Here is a 23,803-nt window from a genome sequence, read left to right on the forward strand (position 1 = left end):
GTTGTTATATTGGGCGGCGATGGACTGTCGTGGGTGCTCACGATCACGGGAATGTGAACACGCCTCAGCAGCTCAATCCACGCGCCGCCCGCGCCAGCCGAACCGTACGATCACGGTTGAGGACCGCGCTGCAAAGCCGCGCATCGGACATCATTTCGTAATCGGCAACGGATGGGCGGCGCACCGCATGCGATGCGTTGCAGGACACAGCAAGCAGAGTCAGAAAGAACATTGCCATAGTGCGTACCATCGCATGCTCCGTGTTGATGCCGCGCCGGGCAGCGGTCTTTCAACCGCTGTTTCCTCTGAGAGGCCAGCCGACCGCCATGAGAAAAACTAGGCAGAGAATAGCAGCTGGCCAGAAATCTGTGGCCTGGTCCCAGCTCCATTCCCATAAGAAGTAACCGCGAAGCTGCGGCGGCGGCATATGCTGGCTGATCTCGAAATCGCGCTTCTCCCGCCCATGAAAATGCCCGGCGGCAAAGGCGAGTCCCAGCATCAGCGCCATACGCCACTGAAAGACGAGCCGCATGATCAGCGCGAAGACGGCGGCGACGCCGATGGCTTCCACCATATGCCCCGCCCAATCCCCGTTGGCCTGGATATAGCTCCAATCGAGCTGCATGAAACTCCGCCCGCTGCGCTGATGACGACGGATCATGGATGGCCCATCGCTTCCAAAGCTTGCACCGGCTGGCAATTCAGGTCAACTTAAGCGCGCTCTGAAATAGCGCGGGAGGGGGATGATGCCGGGACCGAAGTGGACGCCACTCAAGATTCTGATGCTCCCTGTCTATGCGCTGCAGATCGTCACCGGCGAGAAGCGCTTCATCGAAAACCCTATCCTCGGCAGCGTCCGGCTGAATAGGAAAGGCCTGCATGTCTGGAGGGTAAAGACGGCGGCGAAGATTGCTGCTGCCCGGCGCAAGCGTCTCTCAGATCTCATCCCGAAGGCCGAACAGGTCTTCTTCGCCGAGAATGGCTATATCGAGAGACGCAATTTCCTGCCGCCGGAAATGTTTGCCAGACTTCGTGCCGAGGTAGAGGCGCTGCGCGCGCCGGCCCGGGAGATGACACAGGGCAAGGCAGTGACGCGCCGCCTCTCGCTGACGCCGGAGGTCTTGCGGGACTATCCGGCCATTCGAGCGCTGGTCGACAGCAACGCCTGGAGCAATCCGCTTCGCTACATCGGCGGCTTCAAGGCCGAGCCGGTCATCAGCATCCAGACGATATTCGGCTCCGAAACGGACGAAGGAAAGGGCAAGGATCCGCAGACCGACCTGCACATGGATACCTTTCACTCCACGGTGAAGGCCTGGTTCTTCCTCTATGACGTACCTGAGGACGAAGGCCCCTTCACCTATGTCGCAGGGTCGCACAAGCTGACGAAAAGGCGGCTCGCCTGGCATAAGCGCAGAAGCATTCTTGCCTCCAAGCGTGGCGACAACGGCTCCTTCCGTATCCCGGCCGAAGACCTTCATCTCCTGCGCCTGCCCCAACCCACCAAGTTTGCCGTGCCCGCTAACACGCTGGTCGTCGGCGATACCTTCGGTTTTCACGCACGCGGTAAGTCGGTCCGCCCCTCCGTGCGCGTAGAGATCTATGCGTCGCAGCGGCCGAACCCCTTTCTCCCGGTCGTCAGCCTCGACACGTCCATCCTGCCTTTCGTGCGTGGCCGCAAGGAAGTCATCGGCTGGTTTGTCGAGGACTGCATGGTCAAGCTCGGGATGCGGCGGCAGATCTGGAAGGATGTCGGCACCGCAAGCCCGCTGGACCCTCGCTGAATGCAACGCTGCGGTTGCAGCCGGCAGCGCGACAGGCTAGGTCAGAATCCGCCTCCAGACGGCATTCTTCCGCAGGTAGACGTAAAACCATGAACTATCTCACCGACCGCGTGTCGGAATTCGTCCAGGACCTGATCGAAGGCAAGAAGCATCTCGGCGCGGTCGGCGCGCTGCTGGCGTTCCTCGCCTGCCTCACACGCATCCTGCCGATGCGGGCGCAGCGTCAGCGGATTTGCGATGGCAGGCTCTATGTCGCCTGCCTGCAGAGGGATTACCGCAAAGCGGCGATGATCCTCACGGCGTTTGCGAAGCACGACCGGCCGGGCGCCGATGCGATGCGGCTTTTCTTCCAGGAAATCCTCGTTCATATCGATGCGAAGTATGCCCGCGCGCTTCAGGCTGCGCGTCACTTCGATCCTGATCTCGCTCCGGTTCTCGGCGCGGCACTTCTCTGGGCCGATGGCAAATCGGCTGAGGCCCTCGATAAGCTGGACATCATCCCGAAGAGCTTTCCGGCACGCGTGCAGGCCGCCGAACTGAAGCGGGCATTTCTGCTGGAGGGGCGCCATCACGAGCAGTTTGCCGAGGATGGCATCCGGCGGCTTGCCGACGATGCCGGTCGCCCGATGTTCCAATACGCCTCTTCCGTCGCCGCCGCGGCCGATAGCGCCGGGCGAACGGACCTTCTGCGCACCGCGATCGAGAGGATCGCGCGGGATCGCGCGGCGATCCAGAAGAGTGATCGGGCGCTCTCGCGCTACGCCCAGCATGCTGTCGATGCCTCAATGTGGCTCCTCGATCTCGAAGGCGCCAAGCAGGTCATCGCAGCGCTCCGCCGCCGGGGAATGGATACGGCGGCCAGCCGCCTGGAGCGTCGCATCCGGCTCGGTGAGATCGAGGCGATGTCGCCCCTGATCGGCAAGGCACACCAGGATATCCTGGCGCGCGCCGGTATGCTCGCGGCTTCACCTGATGATGCCGATGCCGTGCTGGTCATCCCCTCGGCAGCGCTGCGCGCCAACAAGATCGATTATCCGGGCTTCCGTGCCGATATCCGCTTCGTGCTGCAGACCATCGCCGCACATCTTGATGCGCTCGGCATGTCCTATCAGGTCCGCGGCCAGGTAAAGCTGCATGGACCGGAACACATGTCCCTGCCCTTCTTCGCCTATCACACGGTGTCGGCCGGCAAGAACGGCCTGCATTTCAAGGAGACCGATCGCCCCTCGCGCTTCAGCTTCGATACCGGCGGCTATTCCGGCTGGTCGGATTTCTCCAAGCAGCAGGCTGCGGACCTGCCGCTCGCAGACGTGAATGCATCCGCCGCAGAAGCCTACTTCCGCAAGGATCAGCAGCGCATCATCGCCAACAACATTTCGAAATACCGCCAGGACCCGCTCGATACGCAAACGCCCCTGCCCGAGCGGTTCGTCTTCGTCGCTCTGCAGATGGTCGGCGACTCCGTTCAGGAATTGGCGCATTTCACGCCGATGGAGATGCTCGATGAGGTCATCGCCGCCTGCGCCAGGCGCGGCTACACCGTCGTCGTCAAGCGCCACCCGCTCTGCGGATCGGCAGCCGTCGGTCGCTATCTCGCAGAAGCGCAGATCTCGGGGCGCATCACCCTCGCATCAGGCAGCATCCACGCGATCATCGCCCGCGCGGCCGCGGTCTGCGTCGTCAATTCCGGTGTCGGTGCCGAGGCGCTTCTGCACGAGAAGCCCGTCTATGTTTTCGGCCGTGCCGACTATATGGGCGCCTGCTTTGTCTGCGCCGTGGCAGGCGACTTCGACCGGCAATTCCAGCCGGGCCGCAGCGCCCTATCCCGTGAGGAGCTTCACCGCTTCTGGTACCTGCTGCGGGAGAGCTACGCCGTCGATCTCGGCAACAGGGACGAAGCCAGGAAAGAGATCACCAGAAGGGTCGACGATCACCTTCGCAGGGTCGCAGCGCAGGGTGCCATCGAAAAGGCGTCCTGAGCGTTAGAACAGCTTGCCCCGCGGGCTCGCGTGGTGCTCTGCGACGATCGCGTCGTCGCCGTCGATTTCCTGCAGCAGCACATCGTAGCCCCAGAGGTCGGCGAGGTGCTGGAGAACCAGTTTGGTATCGTTTTCCTGCAGCATCCAGTCGTTGGTGACGCGGTGCTGGACGAGCAGGCGGCGGTCGCCGGCGAGATCGACGTCGACGATCTCGATGCCGGGGTCGGTCCAGCCGATATCATATTCGCGGGCGAGCTGGCGGCGGATGCGGCGGTAGCCGCGTTCGTCGTGGATCGCCGAGACGAGAATGCCCTCTTCCTGCTCCGGATCGTCGTAGAGATGGAAGAGCCGCAGCTGGCGGATCAGGTGCGGGCTCAGGAACTGCGCCACGAAGCTTTCGTCGCGGTAATCGGCCCAGATGCCGCGCAGGACGCCCATCACGTCGCCGCGCCCAGCAATGTCGGGGAACCAGGAATGGTCCTCCTCGGTCGGCTGCGTCACGATGCGCTCGATGTCCTGCATCATCGCGAAGCCGAGCGCATAGGGATTGAAGCCGGAGAAGCGGCGGTCGTCGTAGGTCGGCTGGAAGACGACATTGGCGTGCGACTTCAGGAATTCGAGATAGTTGCCGTCGCTCAGCTGCCCCTTGTCATGCAGCCGGTTCATGATCCGGTAGTGCACATAGGTGGCGGTCCCCTCGTTCATCACCTTGGTCTGGCGCTGCGGGTGGAAATATTGCGCCACATGGCGAACGATGCGCAGGATCTCGCGCTGCCAGGGCTGCAGTCGCGGCGCCGATTTTTCGAGGAAATAGAGAAGATTGTCCTGCGGCAGACCAAGCGCGGCGCGCCGCCGCTCGAGGTCGATATCGGCGGCACTCGCGGCCTTGCCGGCCGGTACGGTGCGCCAGAGATCGTTGAACATCTGCTCTTCGTGGCGCCGGCGCTCCTCTTCGCGCTTCTGCTCCTCTCGCAGATTGAGCTTCACCTTGCCGGCATGGCGGTGTACGCCGTGCGACATCAGCGCATGCGCGGCATCCAGCGTCCGCTCGACGGCGATCTCGCCGTAGCGCTCTTCGCAGCGGGCGATATAGCCCTTGGCGAAATCCAGATAATCGAGAATGCCCTCGGCATCCGTCCAGAGCTTGAAGAGATAGTTGTTCTTGAAGAAGTGGTTATGGCCGAAGGCGGCATGGGCGATGACCAGCGTCTGCATCGTCGCCGTGTTTTCCTCCATCAGGTAGGAAATGCAGGGCGAGGAATTGATGACGATCTCATAGGCGAGATCGCGCATGCCGCGCCGGTAGAAGGCTTCGTGATGGGCAAAATGCTTGCCGAAGGACCAGTGGCGGTAGAAGAGCGGCATGCCGGTCGAGGAATAGGCATCCAGCATCTGCTCCGAGGTGATCACCTCGATCTGGTTCGGATAGACGTCGAGGCCGAGTTCTTTGAGGGCGATTTCCTCGCAGGCATCGTGGATGCGCTGCAGTGTCGAGAAGTCCCAGTCGGCGCCCTCGAAGAGCAGTCTTTCCTTCACCGCCGCAGCCGTCATGGCGCCACCTTTTCTCCGTCGCGTTTCTGGAACAGATCGTGGAACACAGGGAAGATCTCGTTCTTCCGGCAAACCTTGCGCATCGATAGCGGCAGGGCCGCGGCCCGGATGCTGTCGTAGAGCGCCCAGAGCGGGGAGCGCGAGACGGAGGAGTCGCCGCTTTCCTCGTCGACCTCGATATAGGCGAAGTACTGGCAGAGCGGCAGGATCTCGTGCTGCAGCAGCTGGCCGGTGGTCGACCCGTCCGAATAGGAATTGTCGCCATCGGAGGCCTGGGCCGCGTAGATGTTCCACTCGGCCGGATCGAAGCGCGCCGCGATGATCTGGCGCATGCAGGCAAGCGCACTGGAGACCAGCGTGCCCCCGGTCGCGGGACCGTAGAAGAAGGTCTCCTCGTCGACCTCTTCGGCGCGGTCGGTATGGCGGATGAAGACGATCTCCACCTTCTTGTAGCGCTGCGACAGGAACAGGTAGAGCAGCAGATAGAAGCGCTTGGCGAGATCCTTCATATGCTCGGACATCGAGCCCGAGACGTCCATCAGGCAGAACATCACCGCCTTGGCGACCGGCTTCGGCTCATCCTCGAAGCGGCGGTAGCGCACGTCGAGCGGATCGATATAGGGGATGCGCTTGCTCTTCTCGTTGAGAGACTTGAGCTCGGCCTCCAGGGCCGCCTTTCTCTCCTCGTCGTCGGCCTCCTCGATCTCACGCTTCAGCGCCTCGATTTCCTCGGTGCGTGGGCGCTTCAGCGCGATGCGGCGCATCATGGCAAGCCGCGAGGTGCGGGCGACGGCGATGTTGGAGGGTGAGCCGGAGACCGAGAAGCCTGCCCGTGCCGGGCTGAATTCCTCGGTTTCGCTCAGCCGCCGCTTGGCGAGATCGGGAAGCTCCAGATCGTCGAGGAAGACGTCGAGAAATTCTTCGCGGGTCAGAACGAAGCGGAAGCTGTCTTCGCCATCCCCCTCGCCTGCTTCCTTCGGCTTGCCGCCGCCGCGGCCGGGTGGCCGCGGAATGATGTCGCCCTCGACGAAGGCTCTGTTGCCGGGCAGCACCTGATCGCTGATGCCCCCCTCACCGCGCCGGAAACTCGGCTCGGTCATTCCGTCGATCGGCAGGCTGATCTCGCCGCCATCGAGCACATCACGGATGTTCCGGTTCTGCAGGGAGCGTTTCACCGCTTGCTGCACGGCGCTCTTGGCACGCCGCAAGAACCGTTGACGATTTTCCAGACTTTTACCGCGCGGATTCAGCCGGCGGTCGACGATGTGCATGTTGGCTCCAGTTTTACATTAACCCGCCTGTTTGACGCGCATGTACCACTCCACCAGGCGGCGCACTTGCCGCTCGGTATATCCGCGCTCCGTCATCCGGGACACGAACTCGCTATGTTTCTTCTCGGTGTCGCCATCCTTCTTCGAGCCGAAGGAGATGACCGGCAGGAGATCCTCGACCTGCGAGAACATCCGCTTTTCGATCACTTCCCTGATCTTCTCGTAGCTCGTCCAGGACGGGTTCTTGCCGCCGTTGTTGGCCCGCGATCTCAGGCAGAACTTGACGATCTCGTTGCGGAAATCCTTGGGATTGGCGATCCCCGCGGGCTTTTCGATTTTCGTCAGTTCCTGGTTCAGAAGCTCGCGGTCGAGCAGCTGGCCGGTATCGGGATCCTTGAAGTCGACGTCCTCGATCCAGGCGTCGGCATAGTCGACGTAACGGTCGAAGAGGTTCTGGCCGTAATCCGAGTAGGATTCGAGATAGGCCTTCTGGATTTCGTTGCCGATGAACTCCGCATAGCGCGGCGCCAGATCGGCCTTGATGAATTCCATGTAGCGTTTCTCGGTCTCGTCGGGGAATTGCTCCCTGCGGATCGCCTGCTCCAGCACATACATCAGATGCACCGGATCGGCGCCGACTTCGCTCGTATGGTGATTGAAGGTCGATGCCAGGATCTTGAAGGCGAAGCGGGTCGAAACCCCGTCCATCCCCTCGTCGACGCCGGCCGCATCCTTGTATTCCTGGACGCTTCTGGCCCGCGGGTCGGTTTCCTTCAGGCTCTCGCCGTCATAGGCCCGCATCTTCGAGAAGTAGGTCGAGTTTTCGTGCTTGCGCAGCCGCGACAGCACCGAGAAGCGGGCAAGCATTTCGAGCGTGCCGGGTGCGCAGGGCGCATCGGCCAGTTCTGATCCCTCGATGAGCTTGTCGTAGATCTTCTCTTCTTCGGTCACCCGCAAACAATAGGGAACCTTGATGACGCAAATGCGGTCGATGAAGGCTTCATTGTTCTTGTTGGCCTTGAAAGTCTGCCATTCGGCTTCGTTCGAGTGGGCAAGAATGATGCCGGAGAAAGGCACGGCGCCGATATTCTCGGTACCGATATAGTTCCCCTCCTGCGTCGCCGTCAGCAGCGGATGCAGCATCTTGATCGGCGCCTTGAACATTTCGACGAATTCGAGAATGCCCTGGTTGGCGCGGTTCAGGCCGCCGGAATAGCTGTAGGCATCCGGATCGTTCTGCGAGTAGTGCTCCAGCTTGCGGATATCGACCTTGCCGACCAGCGAGGAGATGTCCTGGTTGTTCTCGTCGCCGGGCTCGGTCTTGGCGATCGCGATCTGGCGCAGTCTCGAGGGCTGCATCCTGACGACGCGGAATTTTGAGATGTCGCCGCCGAATTCGTCGAGGCGCTTCAGGCACCAGGGGCTCATCAGCCCCGTCAGCCGCCGTGTCGGGATCTTGTACTGCTCCAGCAGCATTTCGCCCATGGTGGCGGGATCGAAGAGATTGAGCGGGCTTTCGAAGACCGGGCTTATTTCGTCGCCGGCCTTCAGCACATAAATGGGGTGGGCCTCCATCAGCTGCTTCAGCCGCTCGGCAAGGGAGGATTTGCCGCCGCCGACAGGGCCGAGCAGATAGAGGATCTGCTTGCGCTCTTCGAGCCCCTGGGCCGCGTGCCGGAAGAAGGATACGATCCGCTCGATCGTCTCTTCCATGCCGTGGAAACCGTTGAAAGCCGGATAGCTGCGGATTGTCCGGTTCATGAAGATGCGTCCGAGACGCGCATCCTTTGCCGTATCGACCATTTCAGGGTCGCCGATCGCTGCAAGCAGCCGCTCGGTGGCGTTGGCATAAGCCATCGGATCTTTCTTGCAGAGGGTCAGATAGTCGGCGATCGACATATCCGTTTCGCGTCGCGCTTCGTAACTCCTCGCAAACGCATCGAACAACGATTCATTCAGCATGGGGCCTCCATTGCGGGTTGTGCCACAGCCTCCAGGGTGCCCGATCACGCATGCCGCGATCTTGCATCCCGTTGGGAAATCATATGTTTCGTGAATTGATAGGACACCTGACGGTCAACCATTTCAATGCACGTTTACATGCATTCACCGTAGTCGAGGCTCGTACCAAACTATCTGCTATATTAGCGAATTGCGCCGACAAGCGGTATCGGAAAATTTGGGGACATGACATATCCGTCAAAAAGGTGTGTTATTTCGCCACTGATTCTTTTGGCGTAATGCCGACTCTCCCGCGCAGCTTTTTCGCGATGCACCCACTAAATTTTGCGGTGCAGCATCACCATAAGTCTTAGGCCGCAAGCTTTATGTGGATATGTGCCTCATTTGCCGCATCGATGAAGGCGCGGCGTGCGGTTGCCGGCTGCTTCTTTCCTCGAATCGACAGCAGGCACATGCGCAGCGCCCGGTCATAGGCCTCGCCGTGATCGACCGGCCATTCCTCCATCAGATAGGCGGCTGCGTCATACGTGTTCTCGACGGTGCGGATGCCGAGCTCGGGGAGCTTCAGGGCAACGGGATCGGGCCAATAATTCTTGTCCATGGCGAAAACCTCCTGGGGGTAAACGGCCCAGTTGCAGTTTGGTTTTCGTAGCTTGTCGCTGGTGGTTTACGCTTCCTTTGCCGATCATCTTTATGATGTTCCATCATGACACGGCGGAAAAATGCGCTATGCTCCCGGCCAGCGGGAACTTTGGGCCGCCGCATGTGTTCTAGCTTAATTCGGGGAACAGTCAGATGCTGCTCAAGTCGCCGGTCTTCGTGGTTTCAGTTCTGGCCGTCATCATGGCGGGCCTCGTCATGCTGAACCCGTTTGGCCGCAATCTGACCGAACCGATGACGACGGGAAGCATCAGCGTCTCGTCGCCCGTTCACTGAACGCTCTGCCTGCTAGGGCATTCTCACAAGATTGCAGACATGTGTACCGACGATCGAGCGGGCGATCTCGCCTGCCTGTTCGATGACGGAAGCGCTCGGCGCCGTGCCTTCGAGGAAGATCGTTCCGGCTTCCTCGACGACCTCGATATGGGCATCTTCCATGCCGGCACCGTAGGCGATCGCCGAGGACACGCTTTCGGCCGCTCCAACCAATGTGGCGCCGACAAGCTTGCTGGATTGAATGAATGAGCTGAACATCGTCGTGTTCCTCCTGATGGTGAAACGCGCAATGGCGCATTCCGTTCATCTAGCATTCATCTTTGTGGAGAAGATGGCAGAGGGAACAATGCCCGATCATCCCCGTTAGACCCGGCAGGTAAGCCGGGAGCCCGCATCGGGCGCGGCTCCGGCAAAACCGGAGGAGAACGGCAATGGCAAATCTCTACAGCGACAATCTGACGACCGGGCAAAGGGGCTCGGCCTATAATACGCTGACCGCATTCTTCGACAGCCGGGCCGATGCAGAACAGGCCGTCAGCCGTCTGCAGGATGCCGGCATTGCAAGCAACAACATCCGCTTCATGCCGGGCTACGAAGCCGACAATGCGGCGGTAGCCGGCGTCAGCGAACGCTCCGGCTTCTGGGCCGCCCTCGAAGACTGGTTCTTCCCGGACGATGACCGCACCGTGTATGCCGAGGGCCTGCACCGCGGCGGCTTCCTCGTTTCCGTCAGCGTCGATGACGCCCAGCACGATATGGCCCACGACATCCTCGATGACGAAGGCAGCATCGACATGGACGAACGCGCCGACATGTGGCGCAGCGAAGGTTGGGAAGCCAGCAACAGCTCGTTTGCCGGCATGGCGAACAAGGGCAATGCCGCCGACGATCTCGCCGTCGCCGACGAAGCCTTCCCTGAGGAAAATCCGGCGATCGGCGCCCGCGACGACAGCCACGGCTCGTCACGCGTCCGTGCCTATCACTTCGACCAGATGGCGCCGGGCTACCGCCGCGACCACTGACTACGCGTCAAGACGGGGCCGGCACATCACCGGCCTCGCTGCTTGGCGACGGCCTGATACGCCCTATCTGCTGAGGATAGCAAAAGGGATCGAGCCATGACCGACAAGAAAAAGCCAGCCAAGGAACAGAAGACCGTCAAGGAGCAGGATGACTATCTCGAGGAAGCGCTCGAAGAGACCTTCCCGGCGAGCGATCCGATTTCTCCAGGCCGCGTCGACAAGAAGCCAACCGACAAGAAATGATGATTGCCGGGCGGGAGCCCGCTAGCGCAGTGCTGCGCGTCCGTCTTCTTCGGAAGCGGCGTGCGGTGCCTCGGCGGGCTCGGGCGCGACCTCGTCGGCGATCGCCGACAGATCGATATTGCCCCAGATCGACTTTTCCTTGCTGCGATCGACGCGACGGGACGATTTGACTTCTACGATGAACGGCTTCGATTGAGCGCGCATAGGGGTCCTGTTGAAATCTATTGAAGCGAATCCTTCAACGCACTCAGCCTACGAAGCGTTCCACGTCGCCGCAAGACGCCCTTCCTGACTTATCCAGCCCCACGCATGCCTCGCGCCCGGAACAAGGCTGGCCGATAAGCGTTGATCCCTGCGCATGGCAGCTGCCCCGAAAAAATCACCATTAAACGCTTGAAGGAAAATCCGATGTCGATTACGTACCACGTCGGCGAACACGACGAGGCCTGGGCTTACGGCTTGGGTGATGTCTGGTCTGAAGCCTTTCCAACTCACGAACTCGCATTGGCCGCGGCAAAGCAAGCCGCAGAGCGGCAGCAGCTTGGCGGTCAGGATGCGGAGATTACCTTTCAGCGTGCGGACGGCACGTGGACGACAGAACTTGCGAACGGTGGTGACCGCCCGCAAGCCGATGTCGTTGACGATGCGCCGGACAAATAGACACATGACATAATAAGGCTTCGGCCGAAAAAGACGACGGAATGACCCTGAAAGAACGTTTTTTGAAATCGCAGCATGCGTGGATGATCGGCGCCTGCTATTCCCCGAGACACCCGGATTTCTCGCGTTATGGCGGCCTCGACGTGGCTGTCGCGCCCCGCTGGCGGGAATCCCCGGACGCCTTCATCAACGATATGATGGACAGCCTGCCCCGCCGCCTCGCCGAGCGCCAGCTGGCGTTGCGCAATCCGCGCCGGCCGTTCGAGCCCGGCAATGTCGAATGGGTGTTCACAAGCAAGCACCGCGGCCTGCGCGCGCCGGATGGCGCACGCCTTGCCAACGGTTCATCCCTCAGCCGCCAGCGGCGGATGTAACAATCAGAAGCTCGCGGCGATGAAGATTGCCGCGAGCTTTTCGATGCCGGCCTGATCCTCGGCATTGAAACGCGACGGCACCGGGCTGTCGAGATCGATGACGCCAATGACACGTCCCTCATGGATCAAAGGCACGACAAGCTCCGAACGCGACGCGGCATCGCAGGCGATATGGCCTGGGAAGGCATGCACGTCCTCGACCAATACAGAGCTCTTGCGCTCCACCGCCGTGCCGCAAACGCCCTTGCCCACCGGAATACGCACGCAGGCAGGCTTGCCCTGGAACGGCCCGAGCACCAGCTCGCCCTCGCTCTTCAGAAGATAAAACCCCGCCCAGTTCAGCTCCGGCATCATCTGGAACATCAGCGCCGAAGTATTGGCCGCATTCGCGATCATGTCGCTCTCGCCCGTCAGCAGCGCTTCCAGCTGCTGCGCCAGCTCGCGGTAGAATTCCGCCTTGTTCGTGTGATCGATCGTTGCCGTCTGAAACATCTGATGCCTGCCTTCCTGTTGCGCCAGATATAGGCGCCTGCCCGGGCTCGCTTCAAGGCCGATCGGCGCCTCTCCACGGCAACGGGAGATATTCCAACAGATATAGCGCTATGCCATAGTGCGGTTCCGATCCAAGCGAGCCGCCAACCGCCATGAAGTTCTTCGCTGCCCTCCTCCTCGCCGCTCTCAGCCTGACCGCTGCCGAAACCCAGGCCCGGACCATCACCGACGCCGCCGGCCGCAAGGTCGAGATCCCCGATACGGTCACACGCGTCTTGGCCGCCGGTCCCCCAGCTTCGGTCCTCGTCTATGTGCTGGCGCCGGACAAGCTCACCGGCTGGGTGCGCCAGCCCGGCGATGCCGAAAAGCAGTTCCTGATGCCGTCTGTCCGCGATCTGCCGACCTTCGGCCAGCTGACCGGCAAGAGCGGCACCGCCAACATGGAAGCGGTCCTCGCCGCAAAGCCCGACATCATCATCGATGTCGGCACGGTCAACCCGACCTACGCCTCGCTTGCCGACAAGGTGCAGGCGCAGACCGGCATTCCCTATGTGCTGATCGACGGCAGCTTCGCCCGCAGCGCCGAGACGCTGCGCGAAGCCGGAGACATCCTCGGCGCCGGCGACCGCGCCGAAAAGCTCGCGACCTATGCTGCGGCGAAGATATCCGACCTCAACGCCAAGCTCGCCTCAATCCCGGAAAGCGATCGTCCCCGCGTCTATTACGGCCGCGGACCGGAAGGCCTGGAGACCGGCCTTTCCGGCTCGATCAACCTCGAAATCCTCGGTGCCGCCGGTGCCACCAATGTCGCCGCGGCAGCAGGCAAAGGCGGCCTGACGCAGGTCTCGCTCGAGCAGATCCTCTCCTGGAAGCCCGACACCATCCTCGCCGCCTCGGGAAAATTCGCGGCCAGCGTCAAGTCCGACCCGCTCTGGAAGGACCTCGATGCGGTCAAGAACAACCGCGTCTTCGTCACCCCGAGCCTCCCCTTCGGCTGGTTCGACTCCCCACCCGGCATCAACCGGCTGATCGGAATCAGCTGGCTCGAGCATCTCTTCTATCCCAAGCAGTTCACCGGCGACCTCAAGGCTGACGTGCGCGAGTTCTTCACGCTCTTCTATCAGGTGGACCTGACGGACGATCAGCTGGCTATGCTGCTGAAGGGCTCCGGCGCGCAATCGAAATGACCACGGCGGAAGAAACAGCAGAAGTGACGGAGGCACCAAGCCATCGCTGGCTCTGGCTCTGCCTCGCCGGTCTCCTGCTGCTGGCGCTGCTGTCGATGATGACCGGAAAATATGGCGGCGGACCCGAGCCGCTGATCGAAGCGCTAAAGCCGCTCTTCGGCGGCAAGACCGACGACCCGGTGCTGGCAACCGTGCTCTGGAATGTCCGCCTGCCGCGCGTTGCCGCCGCTGTCGTCGTCGGCGCGGCCCTCGCCGCTGCGGGCGCCACCTATCAGGGGATCTTCCGCAATCCGCTGGTCTCGCCCGATATTCTGGGCGTCTCGGTCGGCGCCAGTCTCGGTGCGGTTCTCGGCATCTTCCTCTCGCTGCCTGTGCTTGCCATCCAGGCGCTGGCCTTTGCCGGTGGCCTGCTCTCGGTCGCCGCCGTCTATGCGATCGGTGCGGCCGTCCGCCACCGCGATCCGGCCCTGACGCTGGTTCTCGCCGGCATCGCCATCCAGGCGCTTGTTGGAGCCGGGATTTCGCTGATCAAGATCCTCGCCGATCCCTATGACCAGCTTCCGGCGATCACCTATTGGCTGCTCGGCAGCATGACCGCCATCACCCGCTTCGACGTGCTCTCGATCCTCCCGGCCGTCCTGCTCGGCCTGCTGCCGCTGGTGCTGCTGCGCTGGCGGATGAACGTCATGACGCTCGGCGACGAGGAAGCGCAGACGCTCGGCGTCGATACCAGACGCACCCGCCTCGCCCTCGTCTGCGGCGCCACGCTGATCACCGCCGCCACCGTCTCGATCACCGGCATCGTCGGCTGGATCGGCCTGATCATCCCGCATATCGCCCGCATGCTGGTCGGTCCCGATTTCCGCCGCCTGCTGCCCGCCTCGATGATCGCAGGCGCTGCCTATCTGCTTGCCGTCGACATGCTCGCCCGCAGCATCGCCACGATCGAAGTCCCGCTCGGCATCCTGACCGCCGTCGTCGGCGCGCCCTTCTTCCTATGGCTGCTGACTTCAGGAAAGCGAGGCTGGCAATGAGCCTCGATCTCCGGTCCCTCGCCTTCGGCTATGGCAGCAGGATCGTCGGCAGCGATCTGACGCTGTCGCTGAATACAGGCGAAGTGCTGGCCCTGCTCGGCCCGAACGGCGCCGGCAAGACGACGCTGTTCAAGACCATGCTCGGCCTCCTGCCCGTCAAGGCTGGCGAGATCCTGCTCGACGGAAAGCCGCTAGCCGCGTGGCCGCGCCGGGAGCGCGCCGCGCGCATCGCCTATGTACCGCAGGCCCATGCCGTTCTCTTCCCCTTCTCCGTTCTCGATGTCGTACTGATGGGCCGCGCCGCCCGCATCGCCCCATTCGCCATGCCCTCGCGCCACGACCGGCAGGTGGCGGTAAGTGCGCTCGAAAGCCTCGGCATGTCGGGCCTCGCCGCCAAGCCCTATACCGAGATCAGCGGCGGCGAACGGCAACTGGCGCTGATCGCCCGCGCCCTGGCGCAGGAACCCGAAATCCTCGTGATGGACGAGCCCTCGGCAAGCCTCGACTATGGCAACCAGATGCGGGTGCTTGCCCATATCCGCGCCCTTGCCCGGCAGGGCCTGTCGATCGTGCTCTCGACCCACAATCCCGACCACGCCTTCCTGGCTGCCGACCGCGTGGCGCTTCTCAACGGCGGCAAGCTCGCGGCACTCGGCCCGCCCGCCGAGGTGCTGACGCCGAAGGCACTCAAGGAACTCTACGATATCGACGTCGTGATCGGCGAACTCGAGGGCAGCGCCCGCATCTGCGCCCCACGCCTCGACCGCTTCTTGCCATAGAAAGGAAAGACCATGGTCCGCGAAAACGAACTCCGGGAAAACGAAGTGGCGATCGATCCGCCGGAGGCGCGCGATGCCGGCCTTGTCTTCATCGGCAGCATCCGCACACCTTGGATCTCGCGCATGGAAACGCCGCGGCAGGGCCGCCATGACGGGCCCGTTTGCCGCATCGAGATCTTCGAGCCGTGGATCCCGGCGCTGAAGGGCGTCGAGGCATTCGAGCGGCTGGAAGTGCTCTACTGGCTCGATCGCTCCCGCCGCGATCTGGTGCTGCAGAGCCCGGCCAGCAACGGCAAGGTGCACGGCACATTCTCGCTGCGCTCACCGGTGCGGCCAAACCCGATCGGCACCTCGATCGTCAAGCTGGAGAGCATTGAGGACGGCGCATTGCTGGTACGCGGCCTCGATTGCCTCGACGGCACGCCGCTCCTCGACCTCAAGCCGGATCGCACGCTGTTCAAGCCGATCGCGCCGCCGCAGAAAGGCGACTTCGAGACCGGCGACGACGGCACCGCACATTATTGCCAGAAGGCGTGACGCCGATCAGTCGACGGCGACCATGACGTCGGATGCCTTGACGACGGCATAGGCCTCGCCGCCGGCCTTCAGGCCGAGCTCGTCGACGGCTTCGTTGGTGATCGAGGCGGTGACAATGGCGCCATTGCCGATATCGATCCGCACATGCGCCGTCGTCGCACCCTTGGTGACTTCGACGACCTTGCCCTTGAGACGGTTGCGCGCGCTGATTTTCATGGGTTTTCCTCCGTGATTTGCAGCGACCTTAGCCGCCGCAGGCAGCGCTTGTCAAAACGACTGATATCATTGCGTCAGCCGCCGCGAGTGGTTATCCCGGAGAGGACGAGACGATAGAACCGGGAGACAGCAAGCGATGAAACTCATCAAGATCGCCGCCGCCTTGATCGCGCGCCGCAATGGCGACGTGCTCCTGGTGCGCAAGAACGGCACCGAAATCTTCATGCAGCCCGGCGGCAAGATCGAGCCCGGCGAGACGCCGGAGGCGGCCCTGATCAGGGAATTGCACGAGGAGATCGGCCTGGTCGTCGAGCAGGATGCCTTGCAGCCGATCGGCGAGTTCGAGGCGATCGCCGCAAACGAACCGCATCACCGCGTCCATGCCGATCTCTTCCTGATCACCATAGACGATCCGCAGATGTCTGCTGGCGGCGAGATCGACGAAATCGCCTGGGTGTCACCGGCCGCACCGGGCGACCTGCCGATGGCGCCGCTGACGGCGGATCATATCCTGCCCTTCTGGCGGAAATGGCGAACCACCGCCTGAGCGCGGAGAAAGAAAAGCCCGGCGTTGAGACCGGGCTTTTCATTGTCAGTAAGGCGTTGCCTTGCGTGGTTATTGCGGCGTTGCCGGTGCGGGGGCTGCCGGAGCAGGCGCTGCGGGCGCCGGTGCGGCGGCCGGCGGCGTTGCCGGGGCTGCAGGCTCTGCCGCAGGCGGCGTTGCCGGTGCGGTCGAGGTCGCCGGCGGGGTCGCCGGTGCAGCAGGAGTCGTCGTTGTCGACGTCTCCCCGGCAGGCGCTGTCGCCGGTGCCGGACCAGACCGCGGCCAGTAGGTCGCAGCCAGTGCAATGATCACAATCGCCGCGGCAATGCCGATCCACATCGTCATCGACGAACGGCGTTCGCCCGGAGGCGAAGTCGGGTTTGGTCTGTTGAAGTCGTTTGTCATGGGTGTCCTCCTGTCGAGGAGTAACGCGAACTGCGTCAAAAGGTTCCACTTTACCGATAAGTGGCACCCGCCGCCGCACGCGATGCGCAAAGAGTGCCGGCTTTTTCCGCATCACCGGCATCGATCGCCTCGACGATCGCCCGGATTCCGGCCGTCCGCTGCCTCCGGTCCGCACCGTCCCGTTCCGTAACACCGCGCAGCATCACCACGCGGCCGCTGAGCTGCCGGAAGAACCCGGCAGCCACCTTGTTGCCGCAGCCATCGGCCAGCCTGGCGAAAAACTCGGTTTCCTTGATCAGCGCCTCACGCTCGTCATCCGCCGCTTCCATGGCGGAAAGCAGCACGCGCAACTCGGCGATCTCCGCCTTCCCGGCATTGCGGGTAAAGCTCTCGGCAATCAGCCGCTCCAGCGCCTGGCGCGTGTCGTCGATCTCGCGCGCCTCCTGCATACCGATGGCAACGACCGAGCGGCCCCGCCGCCCGTTGATCAGCAGCCCTTCGGCATCGAGATGCTGCAACGCCTCGCGCAGAACGGTGCGGCTGATGCCCATCTCCTCGCAGATCTGCCGCTCGATCAGCTTCTGGCCGGGCTTCAGCGTGCCAAACAGGATGGAGTGACGCAGCGTATCCGTCACCTGCTCCCGAAGCGAAATGCTTCGCGGCAGGCTCAGTCCGAGATTGCTCATGCCGATGCGCTCCGGCGCGGCACGTCGGCATCGTCGCGCTCGGCGAGCAGATCCGATATGTCTCCGAGCGCCGCGATGAAGCTCGCAAGGCTGGCCGAGCGCAACGGCAGGAACGGTTTGCCCGCATCCCGGCAATGACGCTTGACGATGCCCGCTGCCGAATGGCTGACGCAATCGACGGGAAACACAGTCACCGCGCTTTGGGCAACGAGCCCGGGCAACAGCGACGTCGCCTCCTCCATGCCGCCATCATGAAACAGCAGGTCCACCCCTGCCCGCGCCGCAAAGCTCCGCAGCCGGTCGAACAGGCTTTTGCGCCCGCCGACATAAAGAACGACCGTCCCAGCCAGCGATATGGACTGCGTGGCGCCGTGTTCTGTAACGCCGGAGAAAGCCTGCTCCAGCCCATGGTTTTCGTGCAGCAGCGCGGCATTATCCTCGGCAGCGACAGCCTCGCGCTTTGCCGCCGCGCGCAGTTGCGCCTCGGCCTCCGCCAGACGCCGCTCCAGTGCCTCGGTCCGCTCGCGCGCAGCCTCCAGCTTTTCCAGTACCGCGGCCTCGACGGCACCAGCCGCCTCCGGAGCCTGGCTCGCCTTCACCGCATTGGCTCTGACGACGATATCCTCGAGCGCGTCGATCCTGCGCTGAAGCATGCTCCGCTCCTCGGCGGAAGACCGAAGCCGCTCTTCCTGCCGGGCGATCTTCTCGTCCTTGACCGCCACTTCATTCTGCAGCGCGCGCAGCCGCGCCAAATCAAGACGGCTCGAACTGCCGACCAGATGCGAGAGCATGTGCACCTCGCCGAACACGTCCTGCAGCAGCGCATGGTCGGTGGCGGGATGGCTGATAACGGCCCAGTAGGCGCCGGAGATCTCGCCCTCGTCGAGGCAGGCATCCCACATCGCCCGGAGCTCCGCCGCCGTCGTCAGCCGGGCGAAGCGCTTGAGCACCGTCTCATGGCGCCGGTCCAGCGCCTTGTTCAACAGCTTGCCGGCAATATCGCGCTGACCGGCGGCACGCACGCCGCGGCCATGCAGGGCGTGATCGCTGGCCGTCTTCGCGTCGGCATCGCCGAGCTTGACGATCAGCTGGCGCAATTCGGCTGCCGTCAGGCAGGTGCCGATGATCGAGCAATGGAAGGTCGGCGAGATCTCCCAGGTCTTGCGCCGCTGCGCCTTGACGGCATTTGGCGCCTGCGGCCCGCCCCCGGCAAGCAGCGACAGCTCGCTGGACGAGATTGTCTTTGGTCGGCTGTAATCGGCCAGAGGCGGCATATCGAACCCGAAGCGTTATATCCCAAGAAATATTACGCTATCACCAACGCACCGCCGCGGACAAGCGTTTCGCGCCGTCTTTCGCCTGCAGCGATCAATCCGGGTTCCCTCCTGCAGCCCTAAATTTCCGTAACAGCCTGTTCCCGAAGGTTATCCGCCGCCCGGAACCGACAGGAGAACCCGTCGTTCCCTCTTCATCGCTAAAACGGAGGTATTCGATAATGCGAAAGATGATTTGTGCTACGATGGCTGCGGTGGCAGCATTCACCTTCAGCGTTCCGGCCATGGCCGATACGGTCACGGTCAAGAAGCGCGTTTATACGGAAGACCGCGGCGAAGTCCGCCCGAGCATCAGGATCAGCGACCGCGGCGTCGCCATCGGCGCCTACCGCGAACGCGATCGTTGCGTGACCAAGAGCGTGACGCATGACAATGGCGAGCGCACCGTCACCAAGACGGTCAAGCGCTGCCGCTAACGGCATGACGGAGGCCCGGCAGAAGCGGAGCCCGGGTCTCCCGACAAACAGAACATCTCCGCATCGCCCCACGGGAGGGAACCATGTCTGACCAGCTGCCGATGTTCATCCTGCAATCGATCGCAGTTTTCGGGCTCGTCGGAGCCCTGTTCATTCGAGCGTAAAGCCCGGCTTCCGGGAGCTATCAGCATTCTTGATACCAGCATCAGAATGAATGAAGCAAAAGCGTACCGGAATAGACAAAAGTGTCCTTTGCAACCGTACCGCGGGGTACTAGATAACTCCCCGTCGCCTCTTCTTTTCCCCGAGGCGGCCTAGAACTCAGCCTCGCCCGTGCGAGGCTTTTTTCGTTTCAGGGCATAAAAAAACCGCCCTTGCCGCAATCCGGGGAGACCTTGGCAAAGGGCGGTTCTGTGCCGCCGCATCCGGGGAGACCGGCGGCTGCTACTGTTAGCGGCGGATCAGCGGGCAACCGCGAACGTTCGCAAAGGTCATTCTGTCCCAGCCGCGGCGGTCACGGCCAGATACCACGACGCGGCGAGGCGTCACGGCGGTCACGCGAACATCGCGCAGACCGGTCCAACGTGCCTTGCGCACGGCTTCCATCGGCGAGCAACCGCGCATCGGCGGGCGATACTGGACATCGACGATAGCGCCGCGGTCAGGGCTTGCTGCCGACGCAGCAGTCGTGCCGAACGGAATGGAGGCGATGGCAAGCAATGCCGCGAAGGAAGCCTTGGCAATAAAGTTGGTCATGTGGGGTTTTCCTCGTTTCAATGTGCAGTCGAACTCCCTTGCGGGGATGATTCGACAATAGAGAGCTAATTCTGAATGGTGTTCGAATTGCGCATTCAGATTCAGTTCAGCCACTGAAATGAAACACGATTTCGCGATGATGGGGCCGGTCGCGATGCTCGAAAAGATAGATCCCCTGCCATGTCCCGAGCGCCAACCTGCCGTTGAGAACGGGGATCCCGATCGACACCTGCGTCAGCGCTGACTTGATATGAGCGGGCATATCGTCAGGCCCTTCCATCGTGTGAACGATCCAGCGCATCGACGGATCGGACGATGGCGGTACGAGGCGGGCGAAGAACGCTTTGAGGTCGGTGCGCACATCCGGATCGGCATTTTCCTGGATCAGCAGCGAACAGGATGTGTGCCGCACGAAGACCGTCAGCAGCCCCTCCTCCGCATCCTGCGCCCGCACGAAGGCGGCCGCCTCATCGGTGAATTCGTAGAGGCCCTGGCCGCGGGTCGCGACCGTGATCGAGGTGACTGGCATGCGGCAGGCTCCGGTTATCAGCTCCGGCTCACCTGTCGCGCCGCATGCCCGATGTCAATGGCGTCTAGAGACGCAGCAGCTCCTTGAAGCCGCCATAGATCATCCGCTTGCCGTCGAATGGCATCTGCCACTTGTCGCCTTCGAGCCGCGGATCGGCCATCACCTTCTTGTTGATCTCGTCGCGCACCTCGCGAGACGGGTAGAGGATCCAAGAAAACACGGCGATCTCGTCTTCCTTGAGATGCACCGCCCGCGGAAAGGACGTCACCTCGCCATAGGGCACATCGTCGCCGACGCATTCGACATATTCGAGGGCGCCGAATTCCTTCCAGATCGCTCCGGCATAGGCGGAGAATTCCTTGTAGGCCTCAAGCTTGTCCTTCGGCACGGGCACGATGAAACCATCCACATAAGCCATGTCTCTTCCTCCTTTTCGTCTGTCGATGGACATAGGACGAATGACGCCCCGTCAAACCGACAGACCGGAAAAAGAAAAACGCGGAACGGTTATCCCTGCAGCGTCTTGACCTTGGCGAGATCGGGGAACAGACGCGTCCACAACAGCACAACGGCAATCGTGCCGACGCCGCCGATGATCCCGGCCGCGACTGGTCCCATGAAGCCCGCCAGCATACCGGATTCGAATTCGCCGAGCTGGTTGGACGTGCCGATGAACAGCGAGTTCACCGCATTGACGCGCCCGCGCATCTCGTCCGGCGTCAAGAGCTGAACGAGCGAGCTGCGCACCACGACGCTGACCGTATCGGAGGCGCCGACGACGAGCAGTGCGGCGACCGAGAGCGCGATATTGGTGGAGACGGCAAAGACGATGGTCGCGAGACCGAAGACCGCAACGGCGCCAAACATCTTCTTGCCGACATTGCTGGTCAGCGGCCGCCGCGCCAGCACGATCGACATGGCAAGCGCCCCGATCGCCGGTGCGGCGCGCAGCAGGCCGAGGCCCCAGGGGCCGGCATGCAGGATATCGCGGGCAAACATCGGCAGCAGCGCGGTGGCGCCGCCGAGCAGCACGGCGAAGAGATCGAGCGAGATCGTGCCGAGCATCACCGGACGGCTCTTGATGAAGGAGACACCGGCAAAGACCGAACTCAGCGTCACCGGCTCGCGCTTCGACGGCGTCCAAGTCATGCGGATTGAGATGACGTTGATGCTGGCGGCGGTGAACATCACCGCAGCGACGGCAAAGGGCGCAACCGGATGGGCGCCGTAGAGCAGACCGCCGAGCGACGGGCCGATGATCAGCGCCGTCTGCATCATCGAGGTCGAGGTTGCCACAGCCCGCTGCAGCATCGAGGACGGCACGATATTAGGCAGGAGTGCCGCCATCGTCGGCCGCTCGAAGGCGACGGTGGCGCCCATGATCGTCACCGCAACGAGGATACCGGCGGGTGTCAGCCAGTCCTGCCAGACGGCGACCGCAAGCACCGCGGCCGTCGCAGCCTCGATCAGCTGGCAGATCAGGCCGATGCGCCGGCGGTCGAAACGGTCGGCGACATGGCCGACCACGAAGGTCAGGATGACCATCGGCAGGAACTGGCAGAAGCCGACGAGGGCCAGCGCAAAGGCGCTATGCGTCTTGTCGTAGATCATCCAGCCCATGGCGACCGCGGCACACTGGAACGAAAGCGACGAGAAGACCCGGGAGGCGGCGAAATTGAGATAGCCGGGATGCTTGAGAACGCTATCCCGAGGAGCGTGAACTGTGTCCATTGGATACTTCCGGCCGGCGGAACCCACGGGCCATTGATAGGAATTTTATAAGCCCCTGTTCTGCCTCTATGAACCGGATGTCAACTGCGGCGAAAGTGCACCACCGTTTCGGGGCATACGGGACGATTGTTCCGATCGCGACAAGGCATTTAAGCAATCGTTGAAAGAATGCGTCAATGCGCCATATTCTGACGCAATCGGAATGGCGCTTGGACGCCCTATGCAGGCTCAATAGACCTGCTGGCGGACGCGGTGCTGCCAGCGCCCGGGTTCACGTCACACCGCGACCAGAGGGAACAAAAAAATGAAAGCACTTTTGGCTTCAACCGTCCTCGCTGCCGGCCTCATGGCTATGGGCGGCGCGGCTTCCGCTGCTGAATGCGGCAACGTCACCATTGCAAGCATGAACTGGCAGTCTGCCGAAGTTGCTGCAAATCTCGACAAGGTCATTCTCGAATCCGGTTACGGCTGCACCGCCGAAATCGTCACCGGCGACACCGTCCCGACCCTGACCTCCATGGCTGAAAAGGGCGAGCCGGACATCGCGCCGGAAGCCTGGGTCAGCCTGCAGCCCGAGCTCGTCAAGCGCGGCCTCGAAGGCGGCAAGGTCGTCGCCGCTGCCAAGATCCTCTCCGATGGCGCCATCCAGGGCTGGTGGATTCCCAATTACATCGCCGACGCCCATCCTGATATCAAGACCATCCCTGACCTCTTCAAGCATCCCGAACTCTTCCCGGCTCCTGAGGACAAGACCAAGGGCGCCGTCTTCAACGGCCCGCAGGGCTGGGGCGGCACCGTTGTCACCACGCAGCTCTTCAAGGCGAACGGCGGCGACAAGGCCAACTTCACGCTGGTCGACACCGGCTCCGCCGCAGGTCTCGATGGCTCGATCGCCAAGGCCTATGAAGGCAAGCAGCCGTGGGTCGGCTACTACTGGGCTCCGACCTCGCTTCTCGGCAAGTACGAGATGGTGAAGCTCGGCTTCGGCGTCGATTATGACGCCGCCGAATGGAAACGCTGCACCTCGGTTGCCGACTGCGCCGATCCGAAGCCGAACGCCTGGCCGGCCGACGACGTCCAGACCCTCGTCAGCAAGACCTTTGCCGATCGCGCCGGTCCCGCCATGGACTACCTCAACAAGCGCGCCTGGACCAACGACACGGTCAACAAGCTGATCGCCTGGATGAGCGACAACCAGGCAACCGGTGAAGACGGTGCGAAGCACTTCCTGAAGGAGAACGAAGATCTCTGGACGAAGTGGGTCTCCCCTGACGTAGCCGAAAAGATCAAGGCTTCTCTCTGATCCCTCAAATCTCGCAAGCGGGCGGCGTCTTGACAGCAAGGCGCCGCCCGCCCGATGTTTTCAAGCGACGGC

Annotated in this window: 30 protein-coding genes; 14 read left to right on the forward strand and 16 right to left on the reverse strand. The window is 62.5% G+C overall.

Translation table 11 applies throughout. The features are described 5' to 3' along the window. Positions 1–289: 289 nt before the first annotated feature. Positions 290–625 (reverse strand): hypothetical protein, encoded by a 336-nt coding sequence (locus ACEN84_RS21400; RefSeq protein WP_413709846.1) that lies wholly within the window; start codon positions 623–625, stop codon positions 290–292. Between the two features lie 121 nt (positions 626–746). Between ACEN84_RS21400 and ACEN84_RS21405 the strand changes: the two genes are divergently transcribed. Beyond that, entirely contained in the window at positions 747–1,784 is a 1,038-nt protein-coding gene (locus ACEN84_RS21405; protein WP_413709847.1) for a phytanoyl-CoA dioxygenase family protein, read from the forward strand. A gap of 89 nt (positions 1,785–1,873) precedes the next feature. After that, the gene (locus tag ACEN84_RS21410; protein WP_413709848.1) at positions 1,874–3,763 is read left to right on the forward strand and encodes a hypothetical protein; all 1,890 of its coding nucleotides are present in this window, start codon (positions 1,874–1,876) and stop codon (positions 3,761–3,763) included. A 3-nt stretch (positions 3,764–3,766) separates the two neighbouring features. Here the strand turns inward: ACEN84_RS21410 and ACEN84_RS21415 are convergent, their stop codons facing one another. From ACEN84_RS21415 to ACEN84_RS21430, 4 genes are all read right to left on the reverse strand, one after another. Beyond that, on the reverse strand, positions 3,767–5,314 hold the full coding sequence (locus ACEN84_RS21415; RefSeq protein WP_413709849.1) for a SpoVR family protein: 1,548 nt from the start codon (positions 5,312–5,314) through the stop codon (positions 3,767–3,769). Next, a complete protein-coding gene (locus tag ACEN84_RS21420) occupies positions 5,311–6,585 on the reverse strand; it encodes a YeaH/YhbH family protein (RefSeq protein WP_413709850.1) in 1,275 nt (424 codons plus the stop codon). The genes ACEN84_RS21415 and ACEN84_RS21420 overlap by 4 nt, the downstream gene beginning before the upstream one ends. An 18-nt stretch (positions 6,586–6,603) precedes the next feature. Next, the gene (locus ACEN84_RS21425) at positions 6,604–8,547 is read right to left on the reverse strand and encodes a PrkA family serine protein kinase (protein WP_112715598.1); all 1,944 of its coding nucleotides are present in this window, start codon (positions 8,545–8,547) and stop codon (positions 6,604–6,606) included. Positions 8,548–8,896: 349 nt separating this feature from the next. Beyond that, positions 8,897–9,148: a DUF982 domain-containing protein gene (locus ACEN84_RS21430; protein WP_130277906.1), complete on the reverse strand. Its 252-nt coding sequence runs from the start codon at positions 9,146–9,148 to the stop codon at positions 8,897–8,899. 194 nt (positions 9,149–9,342) lie between these two features. Between ACEN84_RS21430 and ACEN84_RS21435 the strand changes: the two genes are divergently transcribed. Continuing rightward, entirely contained in the window at positions 9,343–9,483 is a 141-nt protein-coding gene (locus tag ACEN84_RS21435; RefSeq protein WP_162708660.1) for a hypothetical protein, read from the forward strand. A 12-nt stretch (positions 9,484–9,495) separates the two neighbouring features. Here the strand turns inward: ACEN84_RS21435 and ACEN84_RS21440 are convergent, their stop codons facing one another. Continuing rightward, the gene (locus ACEN84_RS21440) at positions 9,496–9,741 is read right to left on the reverse strand and encodes a BON domain-containing protein (RefSeq protein ID WP_112715602.1); all 246 of its coding nucleotides are present in this window, start codon (positions 9,739–9,741) and stop codon (positions 9,496–9,498) included. Between the two features lie 173 nt (positions 9,742–9,914). Between ACEN84_RS21440 and ACEN84_RS21445 the strand changes: the two genes are divergently transcribed. Then, on the forward strand, positions 9,915–10,505 hold the full coding sequence (locus ACEN84_RS21445) for a hypothetical protein (protein WP_130277905.1): 591 nt from the start codon (positions 9,915–9,917) through the stop codon (positions 10,503–10,505). Between the two features lie 96 nt (positions 10,506–10,601). Beyond that, positions 10,602–10,748 (forward strand): hypothetical protein, encoded by a 147-nt coding sequence (locus ACEN84_RS21450; RefSeq protein WP_165402584.1) that lies wholly within the window; start codon positions 10,602–10,604, stop codon positions 10,746–10,748. 21 nt (positions 10,749–10,769) lie between these two features. Here ACEN84_RS21450 and ACEN84_RS21455 read toward each other — a convergent pair whose 3' ends face one another. Next, positions 10,770–10,952: a hypothetical protein gene (locus ACEN84_RS21455; protein WP_112715606.1), complete on the reverse strand. Its 183-nt coding sequence runs from the start codon at positions 10,950–10,952 to the stop codon at positions 10,770–10,772. Positions 10,953–11,156: 204 nt separating this feature from the next. Here ACEN84_RS21455 and ACEN84_RS21460 point away from each other — a divergent pair, with 204 nt between their 5' ends. Next, the gene (locus ACEN84_RS21460; protein ID WP_413709851.1) at positions 11,157–11,408 is read left to right on the forward strand and encodes a hypothetical protein; all 252 of its coding nucleotides are present in this window, start codon (positions 11,157–11,159) and stop codon (positions 11,406–11,408) included. A 41-nt stretch (positions 11,409–11,449) separates the two neighbouring features. Next, entirely contained in the window at positions 11,450–11,782 is a 333-nt protein-coding gene (locus ACEN84_RS21465; RefSeq protein ID WP_112715610.1) for a hypothetical protein, read from the forward strand. A gap of 3 nt (positions 11,783–11,785) precedes the next feature. Here ACEN84_RS21465 and ACEN84_RS21470 read toward each other — a convergent pair whose 3' ends face one another. Continuing rightward, a complete protein-coding gene (locus ACEN84_RS21470; protein ID WP_413709852.1) occupies positions 11,786–12,274 on the reverse strand; it encodes a GAF domain-containing protein in 489 nt (162 codons plus the stop codon). A 152-nt stretch (positions 12,275–12,426) separates the two neighbouring features. On the opposite strand from ACEN84_RS21470, the gene ACEN84_RS21475 reads away from it, so the two are divergent. From ACEN84_RS21475 to tsaA, 4 genes are read left to right on the forward strand one after another with little or no spacing between them, the layout of a single operon-like run. Then, on the forward strand, positions 12,427–13,461 hold the full coding sequence (locus ACEN84_RS21475; protein ID WP_413709853.1) for an iron ABC transporter substrate-binding protein: 1,035 nt from the start codon (positions 12,427–12,429) through the stop codon (positions 13,459–13,461). Continuing rightward, the gene (locus ACEN84_RS21480) at positions 13,458–14,495 is read left to right on the forward strand and encodes a FecCD family ABC transporter permease (protein ID WP_413709854.1); all 1,038 of its coding nucleotides are present in this window, start codon (positions 13,458–13,460) and stop codon (positions 14,493–14,495) included. The genes ACEN84_RS21475 and ACEN84_RS21480 overlap by 4 nt, the downstream gene beginning before the upstream one ends. Continuing rightward, positions 14,492–15,274, forward strand: coding sequence for an ABC transporter ATP-binding protein (locus ACEN84_RS21485; RefSeq protein WP_413709855.1), 783 nt, complete (start codon positions 14,492–14,494; stop codon positions 15,272–15,274). Before ACEN84_RS21480 ends, ACEN84_RS21485 begins: the two co-directional genes overlap by 4 nt. Positions 15,275–15,286: 12 nt before the next feature. Further along, positions 15,287–15,811 carry a tRNA (N6-threonylcarbamoyladenosine(37)-N6)-methyltransferase TrmO gene (tsaA, locus tag ACEN84_RS21490; RefSeq protein ID WP_413709856.1) on the forward strand — a complete coding sequence of 175 codons (525 nt, stop codon included), beginning with the start codon at positions 15,287–15,289 and terminating at the stop codon, positions 15,809–15,811. Positions 15,812–15,817: 6 nt separating this feature from the next. Here the strand turns inward: tsaA and ACEN84_RS21495 are convergent, their stop codons facing one another. Further along, positions 15,818–16,027: a TOBE domain-containing protein gene (locus tag ACEN84_RS21495; protein WP_112715622.1), complete on the reverse strand. Its 210-nt coding sequence runs from the start codon at positions 16,025–16,027 to the stop codon at positions 15,818–15,820. A 136-nt stretch (positions 16,028–16,163) separates the two neighbouring features. Between ACEN84_RS21495 and ACEN84_RS21500 the strand changes: the two genes are divergently transcribed. Further along, positions 16,164–16,574, forward strand: coding sequence for an NUDIX hydrolase (locus ACEN84_RS21500; RefSeq protein ID WP_413709857.1), 411 nt, complete (start codon positions 16,164–16,166; stop codon positions 16,572–16,574). Between the two features lie 69 nt (positions 16,575–16,643). Here ACEN84_RS21500 and ACEN84_RS21505 read toward each other — a convergent pair whose 3' ends face one another. Genes ACEN84_RS21505 through ACEN84_RS21515 form a run of 3 tightly spaced genes read right to left on the reverse strand, consistent with a single transcriptional unit; the run spans position 16,644 to position 18,936 of the window. Beyond that, positions 16,644–16,976 carry a hypothetical protein gene (locus tag ACEN84_RS21505; RefSeq protein ID WP_162708661.1) on the reverse strand — a complete coding sequence of 111 codons (333 nt, stop codon included), beginning with the start codon at positions 16,974–16,976 and terminating at the stop codon, positions 16,644–16,646. 50 nt (positions 16,977–17,026) lie between these two features. Then, complete coding sequence (locus ACEN84_RS21510) at positions 17,027–17,662, reverse strand: GntR family transcriptional regulator (RefSeq protein WP_413709858.1); 636 nt, start codon at positions 17,660–17,662, stop codon at positions 17,027–17,029. Further along, positions 17,659–18,936 (reverse strand): DUF2325 domain-containing protein, encoded by a 1,278-nt coding sequence (locus tag ACEN84_RS21515; RefSeq protein WP_413709859.1) that lies wholly within the window; start codon positions 18,934–18,936, stop codon positions 17,659–17,661. The genes ACEN84_RS21510 and ACEN84_RS21515 overlap by 4 nt, the downstream gene beginning before the upstream one ends. A gap of 221 nt (positions 18,937–19,157) precedes the next feature. Here ACEN84_RS21515 and ACEN84_RS21520 point away from each other — a divergent pair, with 221 nt between their 5' ends. Next, a complete protein-coding gene (locus tag ACEN84_RS21520) occupies positions 19,158–19,412 on the forward strand; it encodes a hypothetical protein (RefSeq protein WP_130277896.1) in 255 nt (84 codons plus the stop codon). A gap of 450 nt (positions 19,413–19,862) precedes the next feature. Here the strand turns inward: ACEN84_RS21520 and ACEN84_RS21525 are convergent, their stop codons facing one another. The 4 genes from ACEN84_RS21525 to ACEN84_RS21540 all read right to left on the reverse strand — a co-directional run bounded on the left by ACEN84_RS21525 (position 19,863) and on the right by ACEN84_RS21540 (position 22,428). Beyond that, complete coding sequence (locus tag ACEN84_RS21525; protein WP_112715633.1) at positions 19,863–20,168, reverse strand: hypothetical protein; 306 nt, start codon at positions 20,166–20,168, stop codon at positions 19,863–19,865. 106 nt (positions 20,169–20,274) lie between these two features. Continuing rightward, positions 20,275–20,697: a secondary thiamine-phosphate synthase enzyme YjbQ gene (locus ACEN84_RS21530; RefSeq protein WP_413709860.1), complete on the reverse strand. Its 423-nt coding sequence runs from the start codon at positions 20,695–20,697 to the stop codon at positions 20,275–20,277. Positions 20,698–20,761: 64 nt separating this feature from the next. Further along, positions 20,762–21,115, reverse strand: a complete 354-nt coding sequence (locus ACEN84_RS21535; protein ID WP_112386905.1) for a DUF1428 domain-containing protein — start codon at positions 21,113–21,115, stop codon at positions 20,762–20,764. An 89-nt stretch (positions 21,116–21,204) separates the two neighbouring features. Further along, positions 21,205–22,428 (reverse strand): MFS transporter, encoded by a 1,224-nt coding sequence (locus ACEN84_RS21540; protein ID WP_199626922.1) that lies wholly within the window; start codon positions 22,426–22,428, stop codon positions 21,205–21,207. A 304-nt stretch (positions 22,429–22,732) separates the two neighbouring features. Here ACEN84_RS21540 and ACEN84_RS21545 point away from each other — a divergent pair, with 304 nt between their 5' ends. Then, the gene (locus ACEN84_RS21545) at positions 22,733–23,731 is read left to right on the forward strand and encodes an ABC transporter substrate-binding protein (protein WP_413709861.1); all 999 of its coding nucleotides are present in this window, start codon (positions 22,733–22,735) and stop codon (positions 23,729–23,731) included. Positions 23,732–23,803: the final 72 nt, after the last annotated feature.

The organism is Rhizobium sp. Rhizsp82, from assembly GCF_047325115.1.
In the GTDB taxonomy this organism is placed as follows: domain Bacteria; phylum Pseudomonadota; class Alphaproteobacteria; order Rhizobiales; family Rhizobiaceae; genus Rhizobium.